Origin of the sequence: Pseudomonas sp. Ps21-P2, from assembly GCF_039672565.1 — a bacterium.
Lineage (GTDB): Bacteria > Pseudomonadota > Gammaproteobacteria > Pseudomonadales > Pseudomonadaceae > Aquipseudomonas.
On record NZ_JBDFPL010000009.1, the window covers coordinates 304,696 to 324,344 of the forward strand.

Annotated in this window: 11 protein-coding genes; 3 read left to right on the top strand and 8 right to left on the bottom strand. The window is 59.5% G+C overall.

The genetic code is table 11. The annotated features are described in order from the left end of the window. The first annotated feature begins 243 nt into the window (after nt 1-243). Nucleotides 244-4,653 carry an Ig-like domain-containing protein gene (locus ABEH28_RS22835; protein ID WP_346631158.1) on the top strand — a complete coding sequence of 1,470 codons (4,410 nt, stop codon included), beginning with the start codon at nt 244-246 and terminating at the stop codon, nt 4,651-4,653. A gap of 42 nt (nt 4,654-4,695) precedes the next feature. Here ABEH28_RS22835 and ABEH28_RS22840 read toward each other — a convergent pair whose 3' ends face one another. From ABEH28_RS22840 to ABEH28_RS22855, 4 genes are all read right to left on the bottom strand, one after another. Continuing rightward, nucleotides 4,696-7,809: an autotransporter outer membrane beta-barrel domain-containing protein gene (locus tag ABEH28_RS22840; RefSeq protein WP_346631139.1), complete on the bottom strand. Its 3,114-nt coding sequence runs from the start codon at nt 7,807-7,809 to the stop codon at nt 4,696-4,698. Between the two features lie 263 nt (nt 7,810-8,072). Then, complete coding sequence (locus ABEH28_RS22845; protein ID WP_346631140.1) at nt 8,073-10,091, bottom strand: hypothetical protein; 2,019 nt, start codon at nt 10,089-10,091, stop codon at nt 8,073-8,075. 59 nt (nt 10,092-10,150) lie between these two features. Continuing rightward, nucleotides 10,151-11,485 (bottom strand): hypothetical protein, encoded by a 1,335-nt coding sequence (locus ABEH28_RS22850; RefSeq protein ID WP_346631141.1) that lies wholly within the window; start codon nt 11,483-11,485, stop codon nt 10,151-10,153. Nucleotides 11,486-11,666: 181 nt separating this feature from the next. Beyond that, nucleotides 11,667-12,629, bottom strand: coding sequence for an NAD(P)H-quinone oxidoreductase (locus ABEH28_RS22855; RefSeq protein WP_346625470.1), 963 nt, complete (start codon nt 12,627-12,629; stop codon nt 11,667-11,669). A gap of 145 nt (nt 12,630-12,774) precedes the next feature. On the opposite strand from ABEH28_RS22855, the gene ABEH28_RS22860 reads away from it, so the two are divergent. Continuing rightward, nucleotides 12,775-14,856 carry a carboxy terminal-processing peptidase gene (locus ABEH28_RS22860; RefSeq protein ID WP_346625471.1) on the top strand — a complete coding sequence of 694 codons (2,082 nt, stop codon included), beginning with the start codon at nt 12,775-12,777 and terminating at the stop codon, nt 14,854-14,856. Nucleotides 14,857-14,976: 120 nt separating this feature from the next. Beyond that, nucleotides 14,977-16,767, top strand: coding sequence for a bifunctional diguanylate cyclase/phosphodiesterase (locus tag ABEH28_RS22865; protein ID WP_346631142.1), 1,791 nt, complete (start codon nt 14,977-14,979; stop codon nt 16,765-16,767). A 303-nt stretch (nt 16,768-17,070) separates the two neighbouring features. Here the strand turns inward: ABEH28_RS22865 and ABEH28_RS22870 are convergent, their stop codons facing one another. The 4 genes from ABEH28_RS22870 to ABEH28_RS22885 form a co-directional block, all read right to left on the bottom strand. Beyond that, on the bottom strand, nt 17,071-17,445 hold the full coding sequence (locus ABEH28_RS22870; RefSeq protein WP_192170934.1) for a hypothetical protein: 375 nt from the start codon (nt 17,443-17,445) through the stop codon (nt 17,071-17,073). Then, nucleotides 17,442-17,798 (bottom strand): helix-turn-helix transcriptional regulator, encoded by a 357-nt coding sequence (locus ABEH28_RS22875; protein ID WP_282373213.1) that lies wholly within the window; start codon nt 17,796-17,798, stop codon nt 17,442-17,444. Before ABEH28_RS22875 ends, ABEH28_RS22870 begins: the two co-directional genes overlap by 4 nt. Nucleotides 17,799-17,944: 146 nt before the next feature. Continuing rightward, nucleotides 17,945-18,394, bottom strand: a complete 450-nt coding sequence (locus ABEH28_RS22880) for a YkvA family protein (protein ID WP_065986833.1) — start codon at nt 18,392-18,394, stop codon at nt 17,945-17,947. A gap of 417 nt (nt 18,395-18,811) precedes the next feature. Further along, the gene (locus ABEH28_RS22885; protein ID WP_037013885.1) at nt 18,812-19,600 is read right to left on the bottom strand and encodes an FKBP-type peptidyl-prolyl cis-trans isomerase; all 789 of its coding nucleotides are present in this window, start codon (nt 19,598-19,600) and stop codon (nt 18,812-18,814) included. Nucleotides 19,601-19,649 lie beyond the last annotated feature (49 nt).

Genomic DNA, 19,649 nt, shown 5'->3' on the forward strand with positions numbered 1-19,649 from the left:
GTTCAGCTCGACAGTGCTTATCAACCTGGGGCGCGACACCTGTAAGGCCAGTCCAGGGCCGGCCGGTGGATGGCGCTCCCGATCAAATCTCCGCTGGGGAGTCGACGGCAGCTTATGCAGACGTTTTGCTGCCAATCCCCGGTCAGCGTCCCCCCCTGAACAAGGAAGCTCACCATGAAACGAGACTCAGGCACCCTCCTCCCACCCTCGGACGGCGACTACTCGATACTCGCGTTGCGTCCGGTGCTGATCACTGGTCTGGTCACCCCCGTCGAGGGCGGTGACGGCGGGATCAATATCGAACTGGTAGAAGACCCGGACGGTATATTAGTTTCCGTCGACCCCTGGCTGCGCATGCAGGAGGGCGACCTTGTCGAGTTTTACTGGGACGACACTCGGGTGGACAGTCACACGGTGGTCGCCGACGATATCGACAAGCGCATTGGTTTCACGCTGCACACCGTCTGGGACATGCCTGACTGGGCTGAAAGGGTGTTCTACAGACTGACCCGCACCGGCACAAACACGCCCGAAGACTCAGTGCCGTTGCGCCTGCGGGTCAAACTCGATCGGCCGGGAGGCGTGGACCAGGATCCGCATAAACCCGGGCACTCCGAACTCAAGGCGCCAGAGCTGCCGGAGGACATTGTCAATAACGGCGTTGATAAAAATTCGGCAGCTGCTGGCATCCCCGTGACCATCCGCAATTACCCCGGACGTAAGGCTCGCGACACTGTCGAGTTGCAGTGGGGCACTGTGTCTCTCCGTCGGCAGATCACTGAAACCGAGGCCGGGGGCGAAGAGCCTATCGTCATCACCGTCGATCAGGACGCCATACTCGCAGCTGGCAATGACTCAGCGCTGCTCGTCCACTATCAGGTCTACGACGAGGTGTGGAACTTCTCCGAGGACTGGTCGCTTCCGACCCGCGTAAAGGTGGACGCCGGCGCCTGGACGCTGCCCGCACCGATCATCGAAGAAGCCTTCAACGGGGTGATCGACCTCGGCGATCTGGGCAGCGCCGACGTCACGGTGGTTATCAACATTACCGTGGGTCCTTTCCATATTGGCGACACCGTGACCATGACCTGGCTCGGTACCCCAATCACAGGTGCGCCGGTGACGCATAGCCAGACCGTGACGGTGAGCAACATCCCGTCGATCTATTACACCACTGTCCCCAACGCACTTGTGCGCGACTTGCTCGGCGGCGCCGCTAAAGCGTCCTACGTCCTGAACAAAGCCAGCGGTGAAATGCCGCAGTCATCGAAAGTGGCAATCGCCCGAATCACCGGCGTGGCCCCCCTGAAAATCCCGCGCATTCTGGAGCTGATCGGTGATGTGCTCGACCCGTACGAAGAGCGCGTCCACGTGGAGATTCCGGTCTACGTCGGCATGGCCAATGGCGATCTGATTGAACTGATCTGGCTCGGCACCCGCGTTAATGGCACGCCCTATCTATATGAAACCCAACACTTCGTGACCGCCAACGACGTAGGCAACGTCGTTTATATCCCTGTGATGGGCGAACACATCGCCTTGCTTGAGAACGGCACGCTGGACGTCAGCTACCGGGTATTCAACGATGTATCCACGGTGCGGGTCTCGGAGCATCTGCTCGTCAAGGTCGGACAACACCTGGCCGAACTGCCTGCGCCGAGCATCCTCGAAGCGCCGGGCGGCGAGCTCGACCCCGAGCTGAATCCCGGTGCCGACGTCACGTTACAGGTCAGTTATAACGGCACGGTCGCCGGAGACACGCTCACCTGGTACTGGCTTGGTCATCCGCTGGAGGGCAGCGGCAGCGACTGGCTCCCCATCACCACTGCCATTGCCGGCAAGCCGGTCGATTTCAAGGTTCGGCGGCCCCTGGTCGATGCCAACATCAATAATGTGGTGAGGGTGCTGTACACACTCAAACGCGGCGCCACCGGCCATTTTCAGTACTCGAAAACACTGGATCTGGTAATCGGCAAACCCATTGGCGAACTGCCCGCCCCCACCGTACTGGAAGCCAGCAACGGGGTGCTTGACCCCATCAAGGCGCAGGCCGGTGTGACCGTGCAGGTGTTTTACAAGAGCATGCAGCCGAAGGATACCGTCACCATGATGTGGCTGGGCAGTCCGGGGGCCGGTTCACCTGCCGACCAGGAACAGACGGTCAGCGAGAATGGGCCAGTCAACTTCATCGTGCCCGCTACCGTGGTCGGCGCGAACATTGGGCGCGGTGTCAGCGTGTCCTACCGCGTCAAACGTTACATGGCAGAGCAACAGTCCATCGCCTTGATGCTCTCTGTACTGCCCTTTGGCGACCCTGACAAGGACTTGCCGCATCCGGCCATCACCCAGGCCGACGGTCAGACGCTGAACCTGGCAACCTTCACCGGCAACGCGACGACGACCGTGGGCAAGTGGCCTTTTGCTGCGGCGGAGCAACGCGTGTGGCTGCGTCTTGAAGGGGAAACCGGCAGCGGCGGCGTCTACAGCATCACGCTGCTGGATGGCGCGGTGCTGACCAGTGCCCAGGCCACGAATGGTCTGTCCGAGAGCGTCCCGCGCACCGAGCTCGAAAAACTCGGGCAGGACACCCGCCTTGAGGTGATCTGCAATGTTGCCTTCGACCGCACCGCCAGCGAGAGCACTGCCGTGCAGTTTCCGCGAACGGCGTACACCTTCAAGCTGCACCATGACTGGGTCAACCCGCAGATCGTCAGCGTCAGCGACAGCAAGGGCGAAGTGGTTGACGGAGGGACGACGTTCGATACCACAGTGAGCATCAGCGGCACTTCCACCGTCGAAACCGAGCTGGAAATTCTCGACGGTGGCACGCGTCTGTCCACCGTGACTGCCAACAGCAGCGGCGTCTGGAGCGGATCTCTGCCGGGATTGACCGTGAAAACCTACAGCCTGAAGGCCAGCGCGCTGGATGGAAGCGGAATGGTTTCGCCTCCCCGTCGGTTTGATGTGGTGGCCAACCTGACGCCGACCATCACTCAGGTGCTCGATTCAAACGGGCCAATCAGCAACGGCGGATCGACCGTCGAGACCAGCGTCACAGTGTCCGGCCAGGGCAGTCCCGATCAACAGATCGAGCTGTTTGACGGCAACACCTCCAAAGGTACGGCGCGTACAAACAATGCCGGTACCTGGTCGTTGACCGTTCCGGGGCTGACGGTAGCCTCGCATCCCTTCAAGGCCAAAGCGTTATATGGCACGGAGCCCGAATCAACGGTCTGGACAGTGATCGTCGCGGTCGCCGTTACCCCAACGATTACCAGCATCAAGGACTCGAAAAACGTCGAGATTCCGCCCGACGGATTTACAGTGGATACCGATGTCGTGGTGACGGGGAGCGCCAGTGCGAACCTGCAGGTCGAGGTTTTTGACGGTGCGGCGACGCTCGGCAAAGTCAGCGCCAATGCGGCTGGACAATGGACACTGCCTCTGACCGGCCTGAACGTCGCCGTCCATAGGATCAAAGCCAAAGGCGACTACGCAAGCTACCCGGAATCTCCGGTGCGAAGCTTCACGATCACAGCCTTGGTGACCCCGACCATCACCCAGGTCGTAGAACCCGATGGAACGCCGGTGAGCAATGGCGGTTCAACCTACGCAAACACGGTCACCGCGTCGGGCAAGGCGTCGATCGGTCAGTCCGTGGAGGTGTTCGACGGCGCGTCTTCCAAAGGCACTGCCAGCGTGAACACCAGCGGCGACTGGTCGCGGTCAGTCAGCGGCCTGTCGGTCGGCGCCCATAGCCTGACTGCCAAAGCGTTGTACGCGAGTCATCCGGTGTCCCCACCGTGGACGTTCAATGTTCAGGCGGCAACGGCGCCAACCCTGAGCGTGCGCGACTCAAAAGGCGAGATCAATCAGGGAGGCACCACCACGGAGACCACCGTGACGGCATCGGGCACGGCTGCGCCGAACGAACAAGTGGAAGTTTTCGACGAGAACACTTCCAAAGGGAAGACCGCAGTGGGGGGCAACGGTAACTGGAGCCTGTCGGTGGGTGTGGCGCTGGGTTCTCACCGTCTCAAGGTCGTGGGGCAATACGCTGAAAATCCTGCATCGGGCGTGCGTCAGTTTTCGGTTATTCCTCCGATACCGCCATTTGTCCTGGATCCGTCGTCCGTTTCGCTGAATGGTGGGCTATGGGGGTTGGCAGGTTACCCAGGCTATGAACCTTTGAACTGGCCAGCAGGCACGACTTACCGAAGGACTCCAACCAGCGGGGTGGCACCTTACACGTACACATCCAGCGATGACTCAAAAGTGCAAGTCGACAGCAGCGGCCTCATCAAGTCGGTATCGAACGGCACGGCGACAATTACCGTTCAGGACCAACAAGGACGTCGAGGCAGTTACGCTGTAACGGTCTCCAATGTGGTCCTGGTGTACGGACTGGGAAACCGCAGCTGGCCAGATGCATCTCGAACAGCCGCAGGGCGCGGTTTGAGAATGATGAGCATGGACGAGCTTCGGCAAATCTATAGTCAGTATGGCAATAGATTCCCAATGGGTGATGCATCTTATTGGTCAACAGATGCCGCTGGGCTAATAAGCAATAAGACGAAAAATATGGTGAACGGAACTGAAGGTACGGGATATACGACAGTCCCCGGCGGGTGGTGCAACGTTATCGCTAGGTGAAAAGGATCAGGAGAGCCCTATAGGGCTCTCCTGATACCGGGATCACCAGCTATACCGCAACCCCACATTCGCCCCAAACGGTTGCTCGATGTTCTCACCGTTGGAGTAATCGAAATCAGCATGCACCTGCAGGCTGTCTGAAAACGCCACGGCAACACCCGCCCCCAACTCACCTCGCGAGCCGGACAAGTCATTGTTGAACACGTTGTTGTTCACCTGGACTTCGTTGTTCTTCGCGAACTCGTGTACACCCGCCACCCGAACATACGGCTGCAACACTTTGCCGTCACTCATCTCGAAGTTGCGACCTGCGGTCATGCCTACCTTGCCCAGCAGCGAACGAGTGCGATCGCCTTCCGCACGCATGTCGTTGTTCAACTCGTAATCCTTGCCCTGGATCACCACGGCGGACAACTGGCTGTAGGGTTCGATGAAATAGCCGTCGTTCAACTTGATATGGCGACCAAACTCCACCGAGCCGCCTGCGCCCGAGTTGTCGTAATCACCCTTGGCGCGCGTGCCATCGCTGATACTGACCTTAGAGTCGTTGCGGAAGCGGTTGAACTTCAACACACCGTCGAAATAGTAGCCGCTGGCCTGGTCCATCCAGGTCGTGTAAATGCCGGCGTAATAACTGTTCACCGTGCCCGACGTACCGCGACTGAGATCAAGATCGGATTTGCTGTGCCCGGCCAGTGCACCCACCAGCCACTGCCCGTCGCCGACGGGCAACGGCGCATCAGCGCCGAGCGACAAGCCCTGCTGCGTCTGCTGATAACCCACACCCGACGCTTCATCGACGTTGTATTTGTTGCCGTAGGTGCGCACCCAACCGCCCGCCTTGCCGCCGTTGAAGCGCAACTCGCCCATGCGGCTGCGCAGCGACGTCAGCTCGCCGTACCAGACCGTCGGCGCGGTATTGAACAGCGCCAGCACCGAGCGCGTGCCGGGGCTGATGGTCGCGGTGTTCGGGTCCAGAAACCAGTCGGTTCCGCCAGCGCTGTTGCTGGCCGACGCCAGTTGATAGGAATAGGTCCCCACGTCCACCGCACGATCGCCCGCCAAGGTAAAGGTCGCGTTACCGCCCCCGGTCTGCACGACAGTCAAGGGCTGTGGTGACGTCGGGTCGGCGCCCGAACCTGCGATCAGCAAGGTATGGCTGCCCGTCGCAGAACCGGTGACGTTGAGCAGGTCGTGCTCGTTGGTGAGGTAGTCCGCGTCCATGACGAAGGTGCCGTTGCCGGACAGGGTGCCGACGTTGAGCTGGTAGAACGCGTTGGTTGCGCCAAACCTCACCGTGCTGTCATTCATTGCGAGTGAGTTGAGGGTATTGGTACCCGCCATATCCCAAGTGGATGACCCTGCGAGGGTGGCGCTGTCGACATTGATCAAGTTGCCGGTGAACACCGAGTTGTTGGCCAGCGAAACAACGCCGCCACCGGAGGTGATATCACCGGACATCGAACTGGCATCCAGGCTGACATTACTGCTGCTGACATCGCCTTTCAGCGTTGAGCCGCCCAGCAACTTCAGCAAACCTGCCCCGCCGATCGACGTGACATTGCCGACTATCGAACTGGCATCAAGGCTAACGTCGTTGCTGCTGACATTGCCTTCCACCAGGGAGCCTGCCGCCAGCGACACAACGCCCGCGGTGCCGGTCGAGGTGACATTGCCGGCTATCGAACTGGCATCGAGACTGACGTTGTTGCTGTTCACGTTGCCTCTTACCAAAGAGCGGCGAACCAGCTTGACGGCACCTGCTCCGCTGGCCGACGTGACATCGCCGGTAATCGAGCTGGCGTCAAGACTGACGTTGTCGCTGATGACCTGACCTTCTACGGTTGAACCGCCGACAAGCGATACAACACCGGCGTTGCTGGTCGACGTGATATCACCCTTCATTGAACTGGCGTTCAGACTGACGTTATCGCTGCTGACGTTACCTTGCAGCGTCGAATCCTCCACCAGCGATACCACGCCGGCACTGCTCATCGACGTGATATCGCCGATCATCTGACTGCCGTTCAGGCTGACGTTGTCGCTGTTGACGTTGCCTTCCAGCACTGACCCGTTAGCCAGCGAAACCACACCGGCGCTGCTGGCCGAGGTCACGTTTCCGGTAATGGAACTCGCATTCAGATTGACCGCATCAATACCGGTGACATCGCCCGTGAGCGCAGAGCCATTGTTCAGCGCCAGGGTGCCGCTGCTGGTGGCATCCGCCGAAACGTTACCGATCAACCGGCCCTGATCGAAGGTCAGGTTGGCAATGCTGCCGTTGGAGATAGCGAAGTTACCGGTCACTTCACTGCTCTGCAGCAGCACGTTCGCCGTCGCCGTGTTGGAAACTTCCAGCGCATTGCCGTTGCCGCCCGTCAAGGTGGTGCCGTTGAGCAGGTTGAGGTTGGCAACCATCCCGCCGCCCTGACCATTGAGCAGGATCGCAGCGCCGTTGGTGCCTTCTATGTGGGAGCCTTCGATATTGATCGTTCCCTGTCGCACGTTGGAAACGTCCACGCGGTAGGCAAGACCATTCAGCCCCCCCGTCACGGTGCTGTCGCGCAGGGAAATGTCCGAGCCAAAACCTCGAACCCCATAACTGTTCCCGGAAGTGCCGGTGATCACCGCCCCGGTGGCGTCCAGACTGCTGCCAAAGGAAAGCGACGCGCCGCCAGTGGAACCGGTAATGGTGCCGCCGTTAATCAGGAACGAACTCCCCGGTCCGGTGGCGACTTGCGTGCCGAACAGACCCAGACCGTTTGTACTGACAACGGTGGCATTGTTCAGTATCGCCGAGCTGTCGGTGAGCACCAGCGCGTTGGCACTGCCGCTTGCGATAACGCTGGCACCCGAGATGTTGGCCACAGCACCTGGAGCACTCAGGTTGACGCTGCCTGCCGAACTGCCTGTATTGAGATTGACGACGCTGCCTGCACCTCCACCGTTGATCGACAGCGTTTGTGCGCCGTTGTTAACGGTGAGGGTAGAACCGGTGGCCAGGGTCCAGGACTCGGGCGAGTCGCCCTGATTGACCTCGGTAGACTCGCCAGGTGACAACGCGCGCCCCTGGGCCACGGCACTGATGCACAGGGCCAGAGAAATGAAGGTTGAGGGTTTGAAATATCGAGAGGGGATAAAACGCGATTCAGCCATGACCAGCTCCTTGGGAATAAACGCCACTCCCGCGGAACCAGCTATTAAGCGCCGCAGGATAAGGGCGCGAAGACTACATTCTTCAAATCCATATCTGTTGTAGGACGTTTCCTAACCTTTTGAGCGCAGCTTCCTACAATGCACTTCGCCTGCCGTTTACCGCCCGATTTGGAAACCTGACGGATTAAACACCAAGGCCGCGTGACGCAGCCCTGGTGGTATCAAACGACTCAGCAAGATGCAAATTTCAGGTTGACCCGAACTTAACAGCCGCACCCTTTCGAGGTTGCACGACGACGCGGATTGGGAGGACAAAACCCGGCCGAATTCGTCGCTGATGCCCTGATCAGCATTTCGCCTTTCATGGGCGGCTGGGTATCGGATTCATAGGTCAGCTTGATCGAACCATTGGTTCCGACCGGCTTGATGTGAGTCTCGAAGGGCCCGAATACCAGACTAAAGCCATTGATAGCTTCGGCCTCGGTGATATCTCTATCGGTTACCAGTGCCGTGCCCACCGGGACGTTACCGACTTTGTCGGTGTAGCACTGCCAGGTGAAAGTGAGCGTTTCACCGCCCTTCAACCGCGGAGTATTCGACGGGATCTCGACGGCAACGTTTTGATCCGGACCGATGAATGAATTGCAGTTAAGAATGGGAACCCCGCCTGCAGCGGATCCGGCATCAGGAAACTCCGGATCAGCAAGCTTGATCGGCAAGGCCGCACTGACATCAACCAGGGTAGGAACGCACAGCTCAATGTTGCCAGTGTCATTCATACGTCCGACAGTGTAGAAGACCGGCACATTGGTCCCGCTTGGCAGATCCTTGATGGCGTCCCATTCGACAGTGAACGTGTACGGGTTGGTCGCGTCGACGACCGGAGCGAATTCGGCTACCGGGTTGTCTAGCGAATACCAGTACAACACCATCCTCTCCTGTGGGCCGATAGGTTGGTACAGAGCCACGGTAACTTCTACCGGCTTACCTGCGTCGTCCTCGTTAAGCACGTTATCTTCGGGCGACGCGCCGGTACCCCGCACCGTTACTTTGGGAAGGTTCGGATTTTCAGGGTTCGGGCGGTCAGGGTTTACCGGCCCGGGCACAAAAAAGTCGACATCAATGATCGCTTCGGGTGAATCGAACGTCCTGTTCCCGCGTTTGACGACATACTTGACGGAAGTAGGCAGCACGGTGGTGGCGCCGCCGTAGGCCGGCTCAAGTATCGAGTCATACGGTACGCTCAGCACTATCTTGGCCGCCGGCTGGGTGACTTCGTGGAAAATCTTGATTGCAGCAGTCCCCCAGGTCGCCTCGACCACATCGCCTTCCAAAGCGTTGGGGATATGCTCGATCTCAACGAGGGTTTCCGTACCCGAAGCAATGTCAGCCAGATTCAGAATCTTGTCATCCGAGATCCTTGGCACCGTGGGAAGGGGCAGGGGAGCCTCGGGCAGTGGATTTCTGAACAGGCCGGTGATTGTGTCATCGGCGCGCGGCCCGTGATTCCCCACTTTGTCGAGCAGCCGGTAGGACACATAGATGAACCCATCCAGCAAACCATCAAACCTATCAGCTGGAATTTTGATTTGACGGTTCTGGTCCATTGGAGCGCGATACGTTGGCTCGGTGGGACTGGTGGCAGGCATATAGACATATAGATCCACGTTATCCCCGGGTTGCTCGTCCTGATAACCCGGGATCACTACCACCACACCACCATTCGTGTTCAGATACTCTCCAGTAATACCCTCGTCTGTCACTGTCTGGTCAACGAAAGTGAGTTTGGCCGGCGATTGATTATTAGCCGGCGGCGTTTTATCGATGATGATCTGAGTAAGGTCCGACGGCGTAAGGACGCCGTTTTCACCTGTAACGGTATAACGAAGGTCGTACGTGCCCTGGATTTTGAAATTCTCCTTGGCCAACTTCAACACGATAGGAAAACTGTCCGGATCCAGAGGCCCCGGGAGCTCAATCGCGGCCTGAGCCGGTTGCCAGTCGGAGGAGTTTTGCAACTTCCATTCAAATTGCAAGAAATCAGTTTGGTCATCTTGCGCAGGGTTTGGCCAAATACCGATCGAGATGTCCATGTCCTCTTCTTGCTTATCCGCAGGAACCAAACCGGCGAACTCCGGCTCCCCCGGCCACCAGTCGGGCAACACCGGCGCGACGAGCGTGGCACGAGGCTGGCCTGCTCTCTTCTGGGTTTTCAGTTTATTGACACTGCGTTCGAGCGCATTCGCGAGAACGATGGATCGTTTGGTTGGTTTGATGCTCATGTCGTTTCTCCTTGAGTTGACTCGCGCCCACCCAGCCCGGCGCGTCCTTTGTTTCCGCGTTACTTCCCTCTACCGCCGCGCCCGATTGCCTGAAACACGCGGGCGATAAAACCCCTGACCTTGCGGCAGGCACTGCATCCGTCAGCCAACGTCGCGTCAGACTGCATGGCCAACGTCGTCGGCCCGCAGATCTCGCCGCTGGGCAACTTGCGATTGATCTTCACTAGCCCCTCGTAGGACGCGCCCGACTGCCCGCCGACTTTCGTCAACCGGTAAGTGGCCAGCGCCGATCCTTCAAGGATGGGTTCGATGTGGGGAATGAAAGGCTCGACCAGAATGTCCAGATAACCGTCGGTCACGTTCTTCACGCTGACCGTTCTGGCAAATACGCCCTCGGTGCCCGCGATCGGATCGTGGCCGTTCAACGTGTGATAGCCCTGCCAATACAGTGTGATCTGGTCCTGGTACTCGAACAGGTTACGAACGAAGGTGACCCGTACCGTAATGCCATTCCAGGGCTCGTTATTGCAGTTGATATAGCCGTAGATATCCGCTTCCGGAAAATCGGGCTCGGGGAGATCGCCCCCCGGCAGCGGCTTCAGCGCAACGGCAGCGGGCGTTTCACGGGAGAACGAGTCGGTCTCGTTGCCGGCACGGTCTCGTACTTTGTAAGTGGCGTAGAAATTGCCATCCCGGTCCGGTGCGCGCACGGCGTCGCCGGGCAGGCTGATGCGGATATCGTCTGCCTCGATCTGCGCCTGGGTCACCGTCACGCTGGCCACAACCGATGTCGTTGGCGGGTTGTCCTGTGACCAGTAAAGGTCAACGACATCGCCTTCTTTCGCGTCGAGGTACACAGGGCTCGGCAGGCGCAGCTCTACCTGATCGCCATGGCTTGCCAGGTACGCTTCGTTGATCACCCCGTCTACCAGATCATTGGGTAACAACAAGGCCAGCAACTGCTTATCGTAGCTGGGCGGGCGGGTGTCGATGGTGACGGTGCGCCGATCGGAAGGTGCAACCGCAGCAGCGTCGTTGGTGACCGTGTACCAGAGTTGGTATTGGCCATCCGGCTGCAAGTGTTTCTTGTCTAACGTGAGTAAAAAAGGGAACAGGGAAGGATCGACGGGGCCTTGAAAACTGGCGCTTGCCACCGGCAGGTTATCGGGCTCGCCGCTCCAGAAGAGTTCCAGCAGGTCGGTCTCGCCATCCGACGCCGGCAGCGCCCACAGCGGCACCAGCACTTCTAGATCATTGGACTGTGTTCCCGTCGCAACGAGGCCGAGCGGATCATTCGGATCAATAATCGCCGGCACCTGGGGCGCCGCCAGATTGATCTTCGAAACGTTCCCTGTTCGCCGCATGAGCGGCTGTTTATTCCTGTCCCTGGCCATCCTGTCCTCACCTCGTCCGATGAAGCGTTCTCAGCCGGCACTCGCCGACCAGGCAACGCAACAAGGCTTTATTGAGAACCGAATGGGCCAGGCTGACTACTGTCAGAAATGACAGTTCGGGCCACCGCCGGTCGGCTGACGAGGCACGGCTATACCGAACAGCAAAAGGGCAAAAGCAGGGTCACACCAGACTGTCGTCGATCACCAGCACGACCTTGCCCGACACCTGATTGGTGGCCAGCTCCGCGTAGGCCGCTTCGGCTTCGCTGATCGGAAAGCTGCGCGCCAGTTGTGGCTTGAGCCGGCCTTCGGTGAACAGCGGCATGACGTGCTGCCCCAGATCGCTGAGCAGGTCGGCCTTGAACTGGTCGTCGCGGCTGCGCAGGGTCGAACCCAGAATATGGATGCGCTTGCCCAGCACCTGAGCGAAGTCCAGCTCGGACTTGCGCCCTCCCATCAGCCCGATTAGCACCAGACGACCGTCAACGCCGAGCACCTTCAGATTCAGCGCCGCGTAGTTGGCGCCCACCGGGTCAAGGATGACGTTGAACGGCGCGAAGTCGTTCAGCGCATCCAGGTTCTCGTTGCGCAGCACTCCGCCCTGGGCGCCGAGGGATTCGCAATACGCCAGCCGCTCCGCCGAGCCCACGGTGACCCAGACCGGGTTGCCGAACGCCTTGCACAGCTGAATGGCAGCTGAACCAACGCCACTTGCTCCGGCGTGCAGCAACACTTTTTCGCCAGGCTGGAGGCCGGCCAGCTGGAACAGATTCAGCCAGGCCGTGGCGTACACTTCAGGAATCGCCGCCGCTTCGTGCAGCGAAATCCCCTCGGGCACCGGCAGCACATGCCGCGCATCAACCACCACTTCTTCGGCCATCGCCCCGCCCGCAACCAGCGCGCACACGCGGTCGCCGACTTCCCAGGCGCAGCCCGAGCCGACCTCGGCAATCACCCCGGAACATTCCATCCCGAGGATTTCCGTGACACCCGGCGGTGGCGGGTAATGCCCAGAGCGTTGCAGCAAATCGGCACGATTGAGTCCGGCGGCTGCGACCTTGATGCGGACTTGTCCTACATCCAGCGTCGGCGATGGCTCTTCAACCCATTCCACACGACCTTCAACGCCTTGCAATGCTTTCACGGTGCCTCCATAGTGAGTCTTGACTGAGCCCGATGTGCCTCACGGCCACTGGGCTTTTTGCATTATGCGACCGTGTTCTGACCGAACCGGCGACCTCCAAAGACGGCCTAATATGCGTTATCAATTGTCCCCGCGTCGAATCAGCATGAAGCATTTCTTACCCAGCACCACCCTTGCATTACTCATTGGCCTGACTGTCCTGCCAATGTCGGCCAGTTCGTTCGCCGCCAACAGCTGGGATAATCTTCAACCTGATCGCGATGAAGTCATCGCCAGTCTGAATGTCGTGGAGCTGCTCAAGCGCCACCACTACAGCAAGCCGCCGCTGGACGACAAGCGTTCGGAAATCATCTATCAGAGCTACCTGAAACTCCTCGATCCTGCGCGCAGCTACTTCCTCGCCAGCGACATCGCCGAGTTCGACAAGTGGCGTTTCCAGTTCGACGACTTCCTTAAAAGTGGCGACCTGGCCCCGGGCTTTACCATCTACAAACGTTATCTGGACCGCATCAAGTCGCGTCTGGATTTCGCCCTGGCGCAGCTGAGTAAGGGCGTCGACAAGATCGACCTGAACACCCAGGAAACCTTGCTGGTTGATCGCAAGGACGCACCTTGGGCCAAGAACGAAGCCGAACTCGACGACCTCTGGCGCAAGCGCGTCAAGGATGAGGTTCTGCGCCTGAAGATCGCCGGCAAAGACCCGGCGAAGATTCAGGAAACCCTGACCAAGCGCTACAAGAACCAACTCGCGCGTCTGGGCCAGACCCGCAGCGAGGACGTGTTCCAGGCGTACCTGAACACCTTCGCGATGTCCTACGATCCGCACACCAACTATCTGTCACCTGACAGCGCGGAAAACTTCGACATCAACATGAGCCTTTCCCTGGAAGGCATCGGTGCTGTCCTGCAGAGCGACAACGACAACGTCAAGATCGTCCGCCTGGTGCCGGCCGGCCCCGCCGCCAAGACCAAGCAAGTGGCGACCGCCGACAAGATTATCGGCGTCGCCCAGGGCGACAAAGAAATGGTCGACGTGATCGGCTGGCGTCTGGATGAAGTGGTCAAATTGATTCGCGGTCCGAAAGGCTCGGTCGTGCGTCTGGAAATCGTCCCGGCCAGCAATGCGCCGAGCGACCAGACCACCAAAATCGTGTCGATCACCCGCGAAGCCGTGAAGCTCGAAGAGCAGGCGGCGAAGAAGTCGATCCTGCACCTGAACCAGGACGGCAAGGACTACAAGCTGGGCGTCATAGAGATCCCTGCTTTCTACCTGGACTTCAAGGCCTACCGCGCCGGCGATCCCGAGTACAAGAGCACGACCCGCGACGTCAAGAAGCTGCTGACCGAATTGCAGTCGGAGAAAGTCGACGGCGTGGTCATCGACCTGCGTAACAACGGCGGTGGTTCGCTGCAGGAAGCCACCGAGCTGACCAGTCTGTTCATCGACAAAGGCCCGACCGTTCTGGTTCGTAACGCCGACGGCAAGGTCGATGTGCTGGAAGACGAAAACAGCGGTGCGTTCTACAAAGGCCCGATGGCGTTGCTGGTCAACCGCCTCTCTGCCTCGGCTTCGGAGATTTTCGCCGGCGCCATGCAGGATTATCACCGCGCGCTGATCATCGGTGGCCAGACCTTCGGCAAAGGCACCGTGCAAACCATTCAGCCGCTGAACCATGGCGAACTGAAACTGACGCTGGCGAAGTTCTACCGGGTCTCCGGCCAGAGCACCCAGCACCAGGGCGTACTGCCTGACATCGCCTACCCGTCGATCATCGACACCAAGGAAATCGGCGAAAGCGCACTGCCTGAAGCGATGACCTACGACACCATCAAGCCGGCGATCAAGCCTGCGGTGGACCCGTTCAAACCGTTCCTTGCTCAGCTGCAATCGCGCCACGACGTGCGTTCGGCCAAAGACGCCGAGTTTGTCTTCATCGAAGAGAAACTCGCGCTGGCGAAGAAGTTGATGAGCGAAAAAACCGTCAGCCTCAATGAAGCCGAACGCCGCAAGCAACACGCCGACATCGAGAGCCAGCAGCTGGCGATGGAGAACGTGCGTCGCAAGGCCAAAGGCGAAGAACCGCTGAAGGAGCTGAAGAAAGAAGACGAAGACGCGCTGCCTTCGGATGACGACAAGACCAAACCCGAGGATGACGCCTATCTGGCTGAAACCGGGCGCATCTTGCTCGATTATCTGGGCTTGAGCGGCTCGGTGGCGAAAAAGTAAAACAGCATGAAACGTGACGAAATGATGGCAAATCGTCATCAAACAGTCATGAAGCTGTCGTGAAATAGCAGGGCTCGACGCCACAAGCGTCCAGCCCCTTTTTCTTGCCCCGAGATTGCCATGACCGTGACTGAACAGCTGAGCGCTCTGAGTTCGATCCTGACTCACGGCGACTTGCACAGCCTGTTCCAACCGATTGTGTCGCTATCGGATCGGCGCATTCTCGGCTACGAAGCCCTGACTCGCGGCCCTTCCAACAGCGCGCTGCATTCCCCTCTCAGTCTGTTTGCCGTGGCCCGCCAGGCCGGGCGCCTGAGTGAGCTGGAACTGGCCTGCCGCGAGTCGGCCTGTCGGCGCTTCAGCCAGCAGCAACTGGAGGGCAAGCTGTTTCTGAATATCTCGCCGGAGTCCCTGCTGGAAGCGTCGCACCCGCCGGGGCGCACCTTGCAGCTGTTGCAGCGCTACGGAATCCCGCCGAGCCGCGTGGTCATCGAGCTGACCGAGCAGACGCCGACGGATGACTTCGGCCTGTTGTACAACGCGCTCTATCACTACCGCGACATGGGTTTTTCCATAGCGCTCGATGACCTGGGCGCAGGGTATTCAAGCCTGCGGCTGTGGTCCGAGTTGCGCCCGGATTACGTGAAAATCGACCGGCATTTCATCGACGGTATTCATCAGGACGCGGTCAAGCGCGAATTCGTCGGCTCGATGCTGCAGATGGCCAAGGCGTCGCGGGCGCTGGTGATCGCTGAAGGCATCGAGTTGCAGGAGGAGCTGGCGGTCTTGATCGACATGGGCGTCGAGCTGGTTCAGGGCTATTTGCTGTGCCGGCCACAGGAGTTTCCGCCCCGTGACGCCCGTGCGCTGCTGCCGAAAATCGACCCTGCCGCCGCTACTTTTGTTGAGGAAACCAGCGACCTCAGCGCCCTGCTCAACGAGCAGCCGGCAGTGGTGCAGACCACGCCCACGGCGACCGTGCTCGAAGCATTCCGCAAGCAGGCCAATCTCAACTCGCTGGCAGTGCTGGATGAGCAGCATCAGCCGATCGGCATCGTCCACCGTCACTCGCTGTCGGACGTGCTGCTCAAGCCCTTCGCCACCGAACTGTATGCGCGTAAGCCCATTAGTCGTCTGATGAGCGACGACTTTCTGGCCGTCGAGCTGAGCCAGTCGCTGCAGCAGGTGAGCCGACTCATCACCAGCCGCGCGCGGCAACGCATCGAAGAAGATTTCATCATCATGCAGAACGGCGCCTACCTTGGGCTGGGCCGGGTTATCGATGTACTGAAACTGATTACGGAACTGAAGATCCAGCAGGCGCGCTACGCGAATCCGCTGACCCTGCTGCCAGGCAATGTACCGATCCAGCAGTGCCTGACACGGCTGTTGCAGCAGGGTCGCGAGTCGATGATCTGCTACGTGGACATCGACAGCTTCAAACCCTTCAACGACATCTATGGCTACGGGCGCGGCGACGAGGTTCTGCTGTGTCTGGCGCAATGCCTCAACGACCGGATTGACCCGAGTCGCGACTTCGTCGGCCACATCGGCGGCGATGATTTCCTGATGGTGCTGGGCTCGGACGACTGGCGCAAACGCCTGAACATGCTGCTGGAGGATTTCCAGAACCAGTGCCGACGCTTCTACCGTGCCGAGCACCTGGAGGCGGGCTGCTTCGTGGCGCTCAACCGGCAAGGCCACCGTCAGGAATTTCCGCTGCTGTCGCTGTCCATCGGCGTTGTGCATCTGCATCCGGAAGTCTGCACCACGCTGGACGCCAGCCAGCTTGCTGAACTGGCTTCCCAGGCCAAACACCACGCCAAAGACGTAATCGGCGCGAGTGTGCATGTGATCGATACGCTGGAGGCGGAGGTGATGGCGACGTTGAATCAGGCGGTATTGGGGTGAGATGCCGGCATTACAGGAGGGGTTTGGGGGCAATCTCGAATCCCGGGTTCGACACTGATCCTGTGGGAGCGAGCTTGCTCGCGAAGACTGCATTTCAGCCGCTGAATATTCGGTGGATGTCCCGGCCTCTTCGTGAGCAAGCTCACTCCCACAGGCCCGCGTTCAGCCCGGAAACCCGAGGGTGGGCGGATCATTCCCACAGGTCCGAGATCAGTCTGAAATACCAAGTGCGACACAGATCCTGTGGGAGCGAGCTTGCTCGCGAAGGCGATAGCCCGGCGAACCGGGAATCAGACGCCTGCTCTACTCCGGTTTCACCGGCTGCGGGTACTCGAACTCAAACACTCGGGCCACTTCCGAGGCGTGCCAGGAGGCAGCGGCGACGCCGTCCGAAGGGCCTGAGAATCGGCCCAAACGCTCGACGCATTCAAAGAACCCGGTGCGGGGCAGTCGGCTGGCGCCCTGACTGATCACCAACGAACTGCGCAACGGCTGCTCGGCGCGGGCGTCGAGGGCGGCGAGGTGTTCGAGGGCAGCGGTCAGGGTTTGCATGGCGGGTGTAGGTAACTGCAAGCGCTCCAGCAACGCGCGATAGGTCACCAGATGACGCTGGCGACGGGCAAGGTCCAGTTCGGCGAGCAATCCGTCCCAATGCTGGCGACTGATGCGCACGCTCATGCCTCACCTCGCCAGCCCGCAACACCCAGCTCCCACGCCAGACTCCGGCGAATGGCCGCGTCCGGCTCACGGGCGCCGCTTTCAATCAGGTCCAGGTAAGAGGGGCTGATGCCGACCGTGCGCGCCAGTTGCGCCACTTCCAGGCCCTTCGCTTGGCGTAATGCACCTAGCTGATCGAATGAAGGAAGATCAGTTGCGCTGGAGGGCTGGCCGCCAGAGGCCTCAGTATGAGCCGCCGCCGCGGACGCAGGCATGGATACAACACCCGCGGCCCGCAACAGGGCCTGATACTGCGCCCATGGCAGCACCGCATATTCCGGCTCTCCATCGCGCGAGATAACCTGAAGATCCATACCACCCCCCCTCTGTAGGACAAACCACGCCTTTACGTAGTCTTTTTCTAAGTATGGCGGCATCTTACCAGCGGTGGGAGACGACTGGCGTATGCGGAGTCAACGGATCGCGGACGGCGACAGTAATCACCCACATAAACCCGCTGTCAGATCTTCTTCTCGTGCTCAAGCAACACAGGCGTCGCCGGCAGACGCTCAACCACCGCGAGCTTTTCGGGGTTCTGCAATTCGCGCCAGGCACGGAACGCGCTGAGCTCGGCCTCGAGGTGTTTCATTACCCACGCCAGCACGGCGATGTCGTCCAGCATCCCCAGACCCGGAATCCAGTCAGGAATCGCATCCAGAGGGCTGAGGAAATACATCAGGCCGGCCACGATCGAAAGAATCGCCTTACCGCTGATGGCGCGATATTCCCCGCGCCAGTAGGCCAGGCACAACGCCTGAAGCAGTTTCAAATCGTCCTTGATCTTGCCCAGCCGACCGCCCTCACTGGCCGTTTTGCCGGCAACGGCAAACAGCAATGCAGGCAGGCGACCTGCCGCCATCAAGCGCTTGGCCATGGGCAGATAACGAATGAGATTCCAGGGTGCTTTCATATCTACTCCACGATTACCGATAAAAATCGACTTGCTGGCTTACTGCGTGTGTCGCGGCAGCCTACCGACGCGTACGCCGATTCCGCACCTGAAGGTTATCCACACAAATTGTGGATAACCTTGTGAACAGACCCGTTTTTCGGGGCCGGAACGCCCGTTCTAATGGGTCCGCAGTTAAATCGCGCGTTTTTTACACACATAAAAACCCGCAAAAAACCGTTGACTCTCCGGGCCTGCGGCGCTAGCCAAAGCCCAACGAACAACGCGCAGCCTCCGACAAATCCCGGCTTAACGCCCGTTGACTGACCGACATGGGACTCTGCCCGCTCAAGCCGGTTCGATCAAATCGGCCCGGAAATGAAAATGCCCCGTCGAGACGGGGCATTTCTTTCAAGCGGTAATCGGTCTTTCGAACGATTACTTCTTGGCGGCTGGCTTGGCCGGTTCAGCGGCCGGGGCAGCCTCTTCTTCTTCATCAGCGCCGGCAGCAGCATCATTGGCGCCTGCAGCTGCAGGGTCCTTGATGCCCAGCAGTTCCAGGTCGAAGACCAGAACCGAGTTTGCCGGGATGGTTGGGCTAGGGCTTTGTGCGCCGTAGGCCAATTCGCTAGGGATGTAGAGTTTGACCTTCTCGCCAACGTGCATCAGCTGCAGACCTTCGACCCAACCCGGGATCACGCCGCTCACCGGCAGATCGATCGGGCTGCCGCGTTCAACGGAGCTGTCGAACACTTTGCCGTCAGTCAGCTTGCCTTCGTAGTGAACGGTCACGACATCAGTCGGCTTCGGTACTGGACCGTCGGCTTTCTTGATGATTTCGTACTGCAGGCCGGAAGCAGTGGTGGTGACTTCCTTGCGCTTGCCGTTTTCTTCGAGGAACTTCTTGCCGGCGGCTGCCGACTCTTCGCTCATCTTGGCCATGCGCTCTTCAGCGCGCTTTTGCAGGTCGCCAAACGCTGCAACCAACTCTTCGTCTTTGAGCTTCTGCTCTTTCTTGCCAACGGCGTCTTCGATACCCAGCGCAACCGCTTTGGAATCCAGATCGTCCATGCCTTCCTGAGCCAGGCTTTTGCCCATGTTCAGGCCGATACCGTAAGAGGCTTTCTGGGCCGGGGTTTTCAGCTCAACGGTGCTGGCTTGCTTGTCACAGCCCGCGAGTACCAGACCGACCAGGGCAATCGCCGCTGCCAACCGATGCTGTTTCATTCTGTTTCCTTGTTCATGCGCCAATAGGGCAAACGAGTAAAGCCGCGAG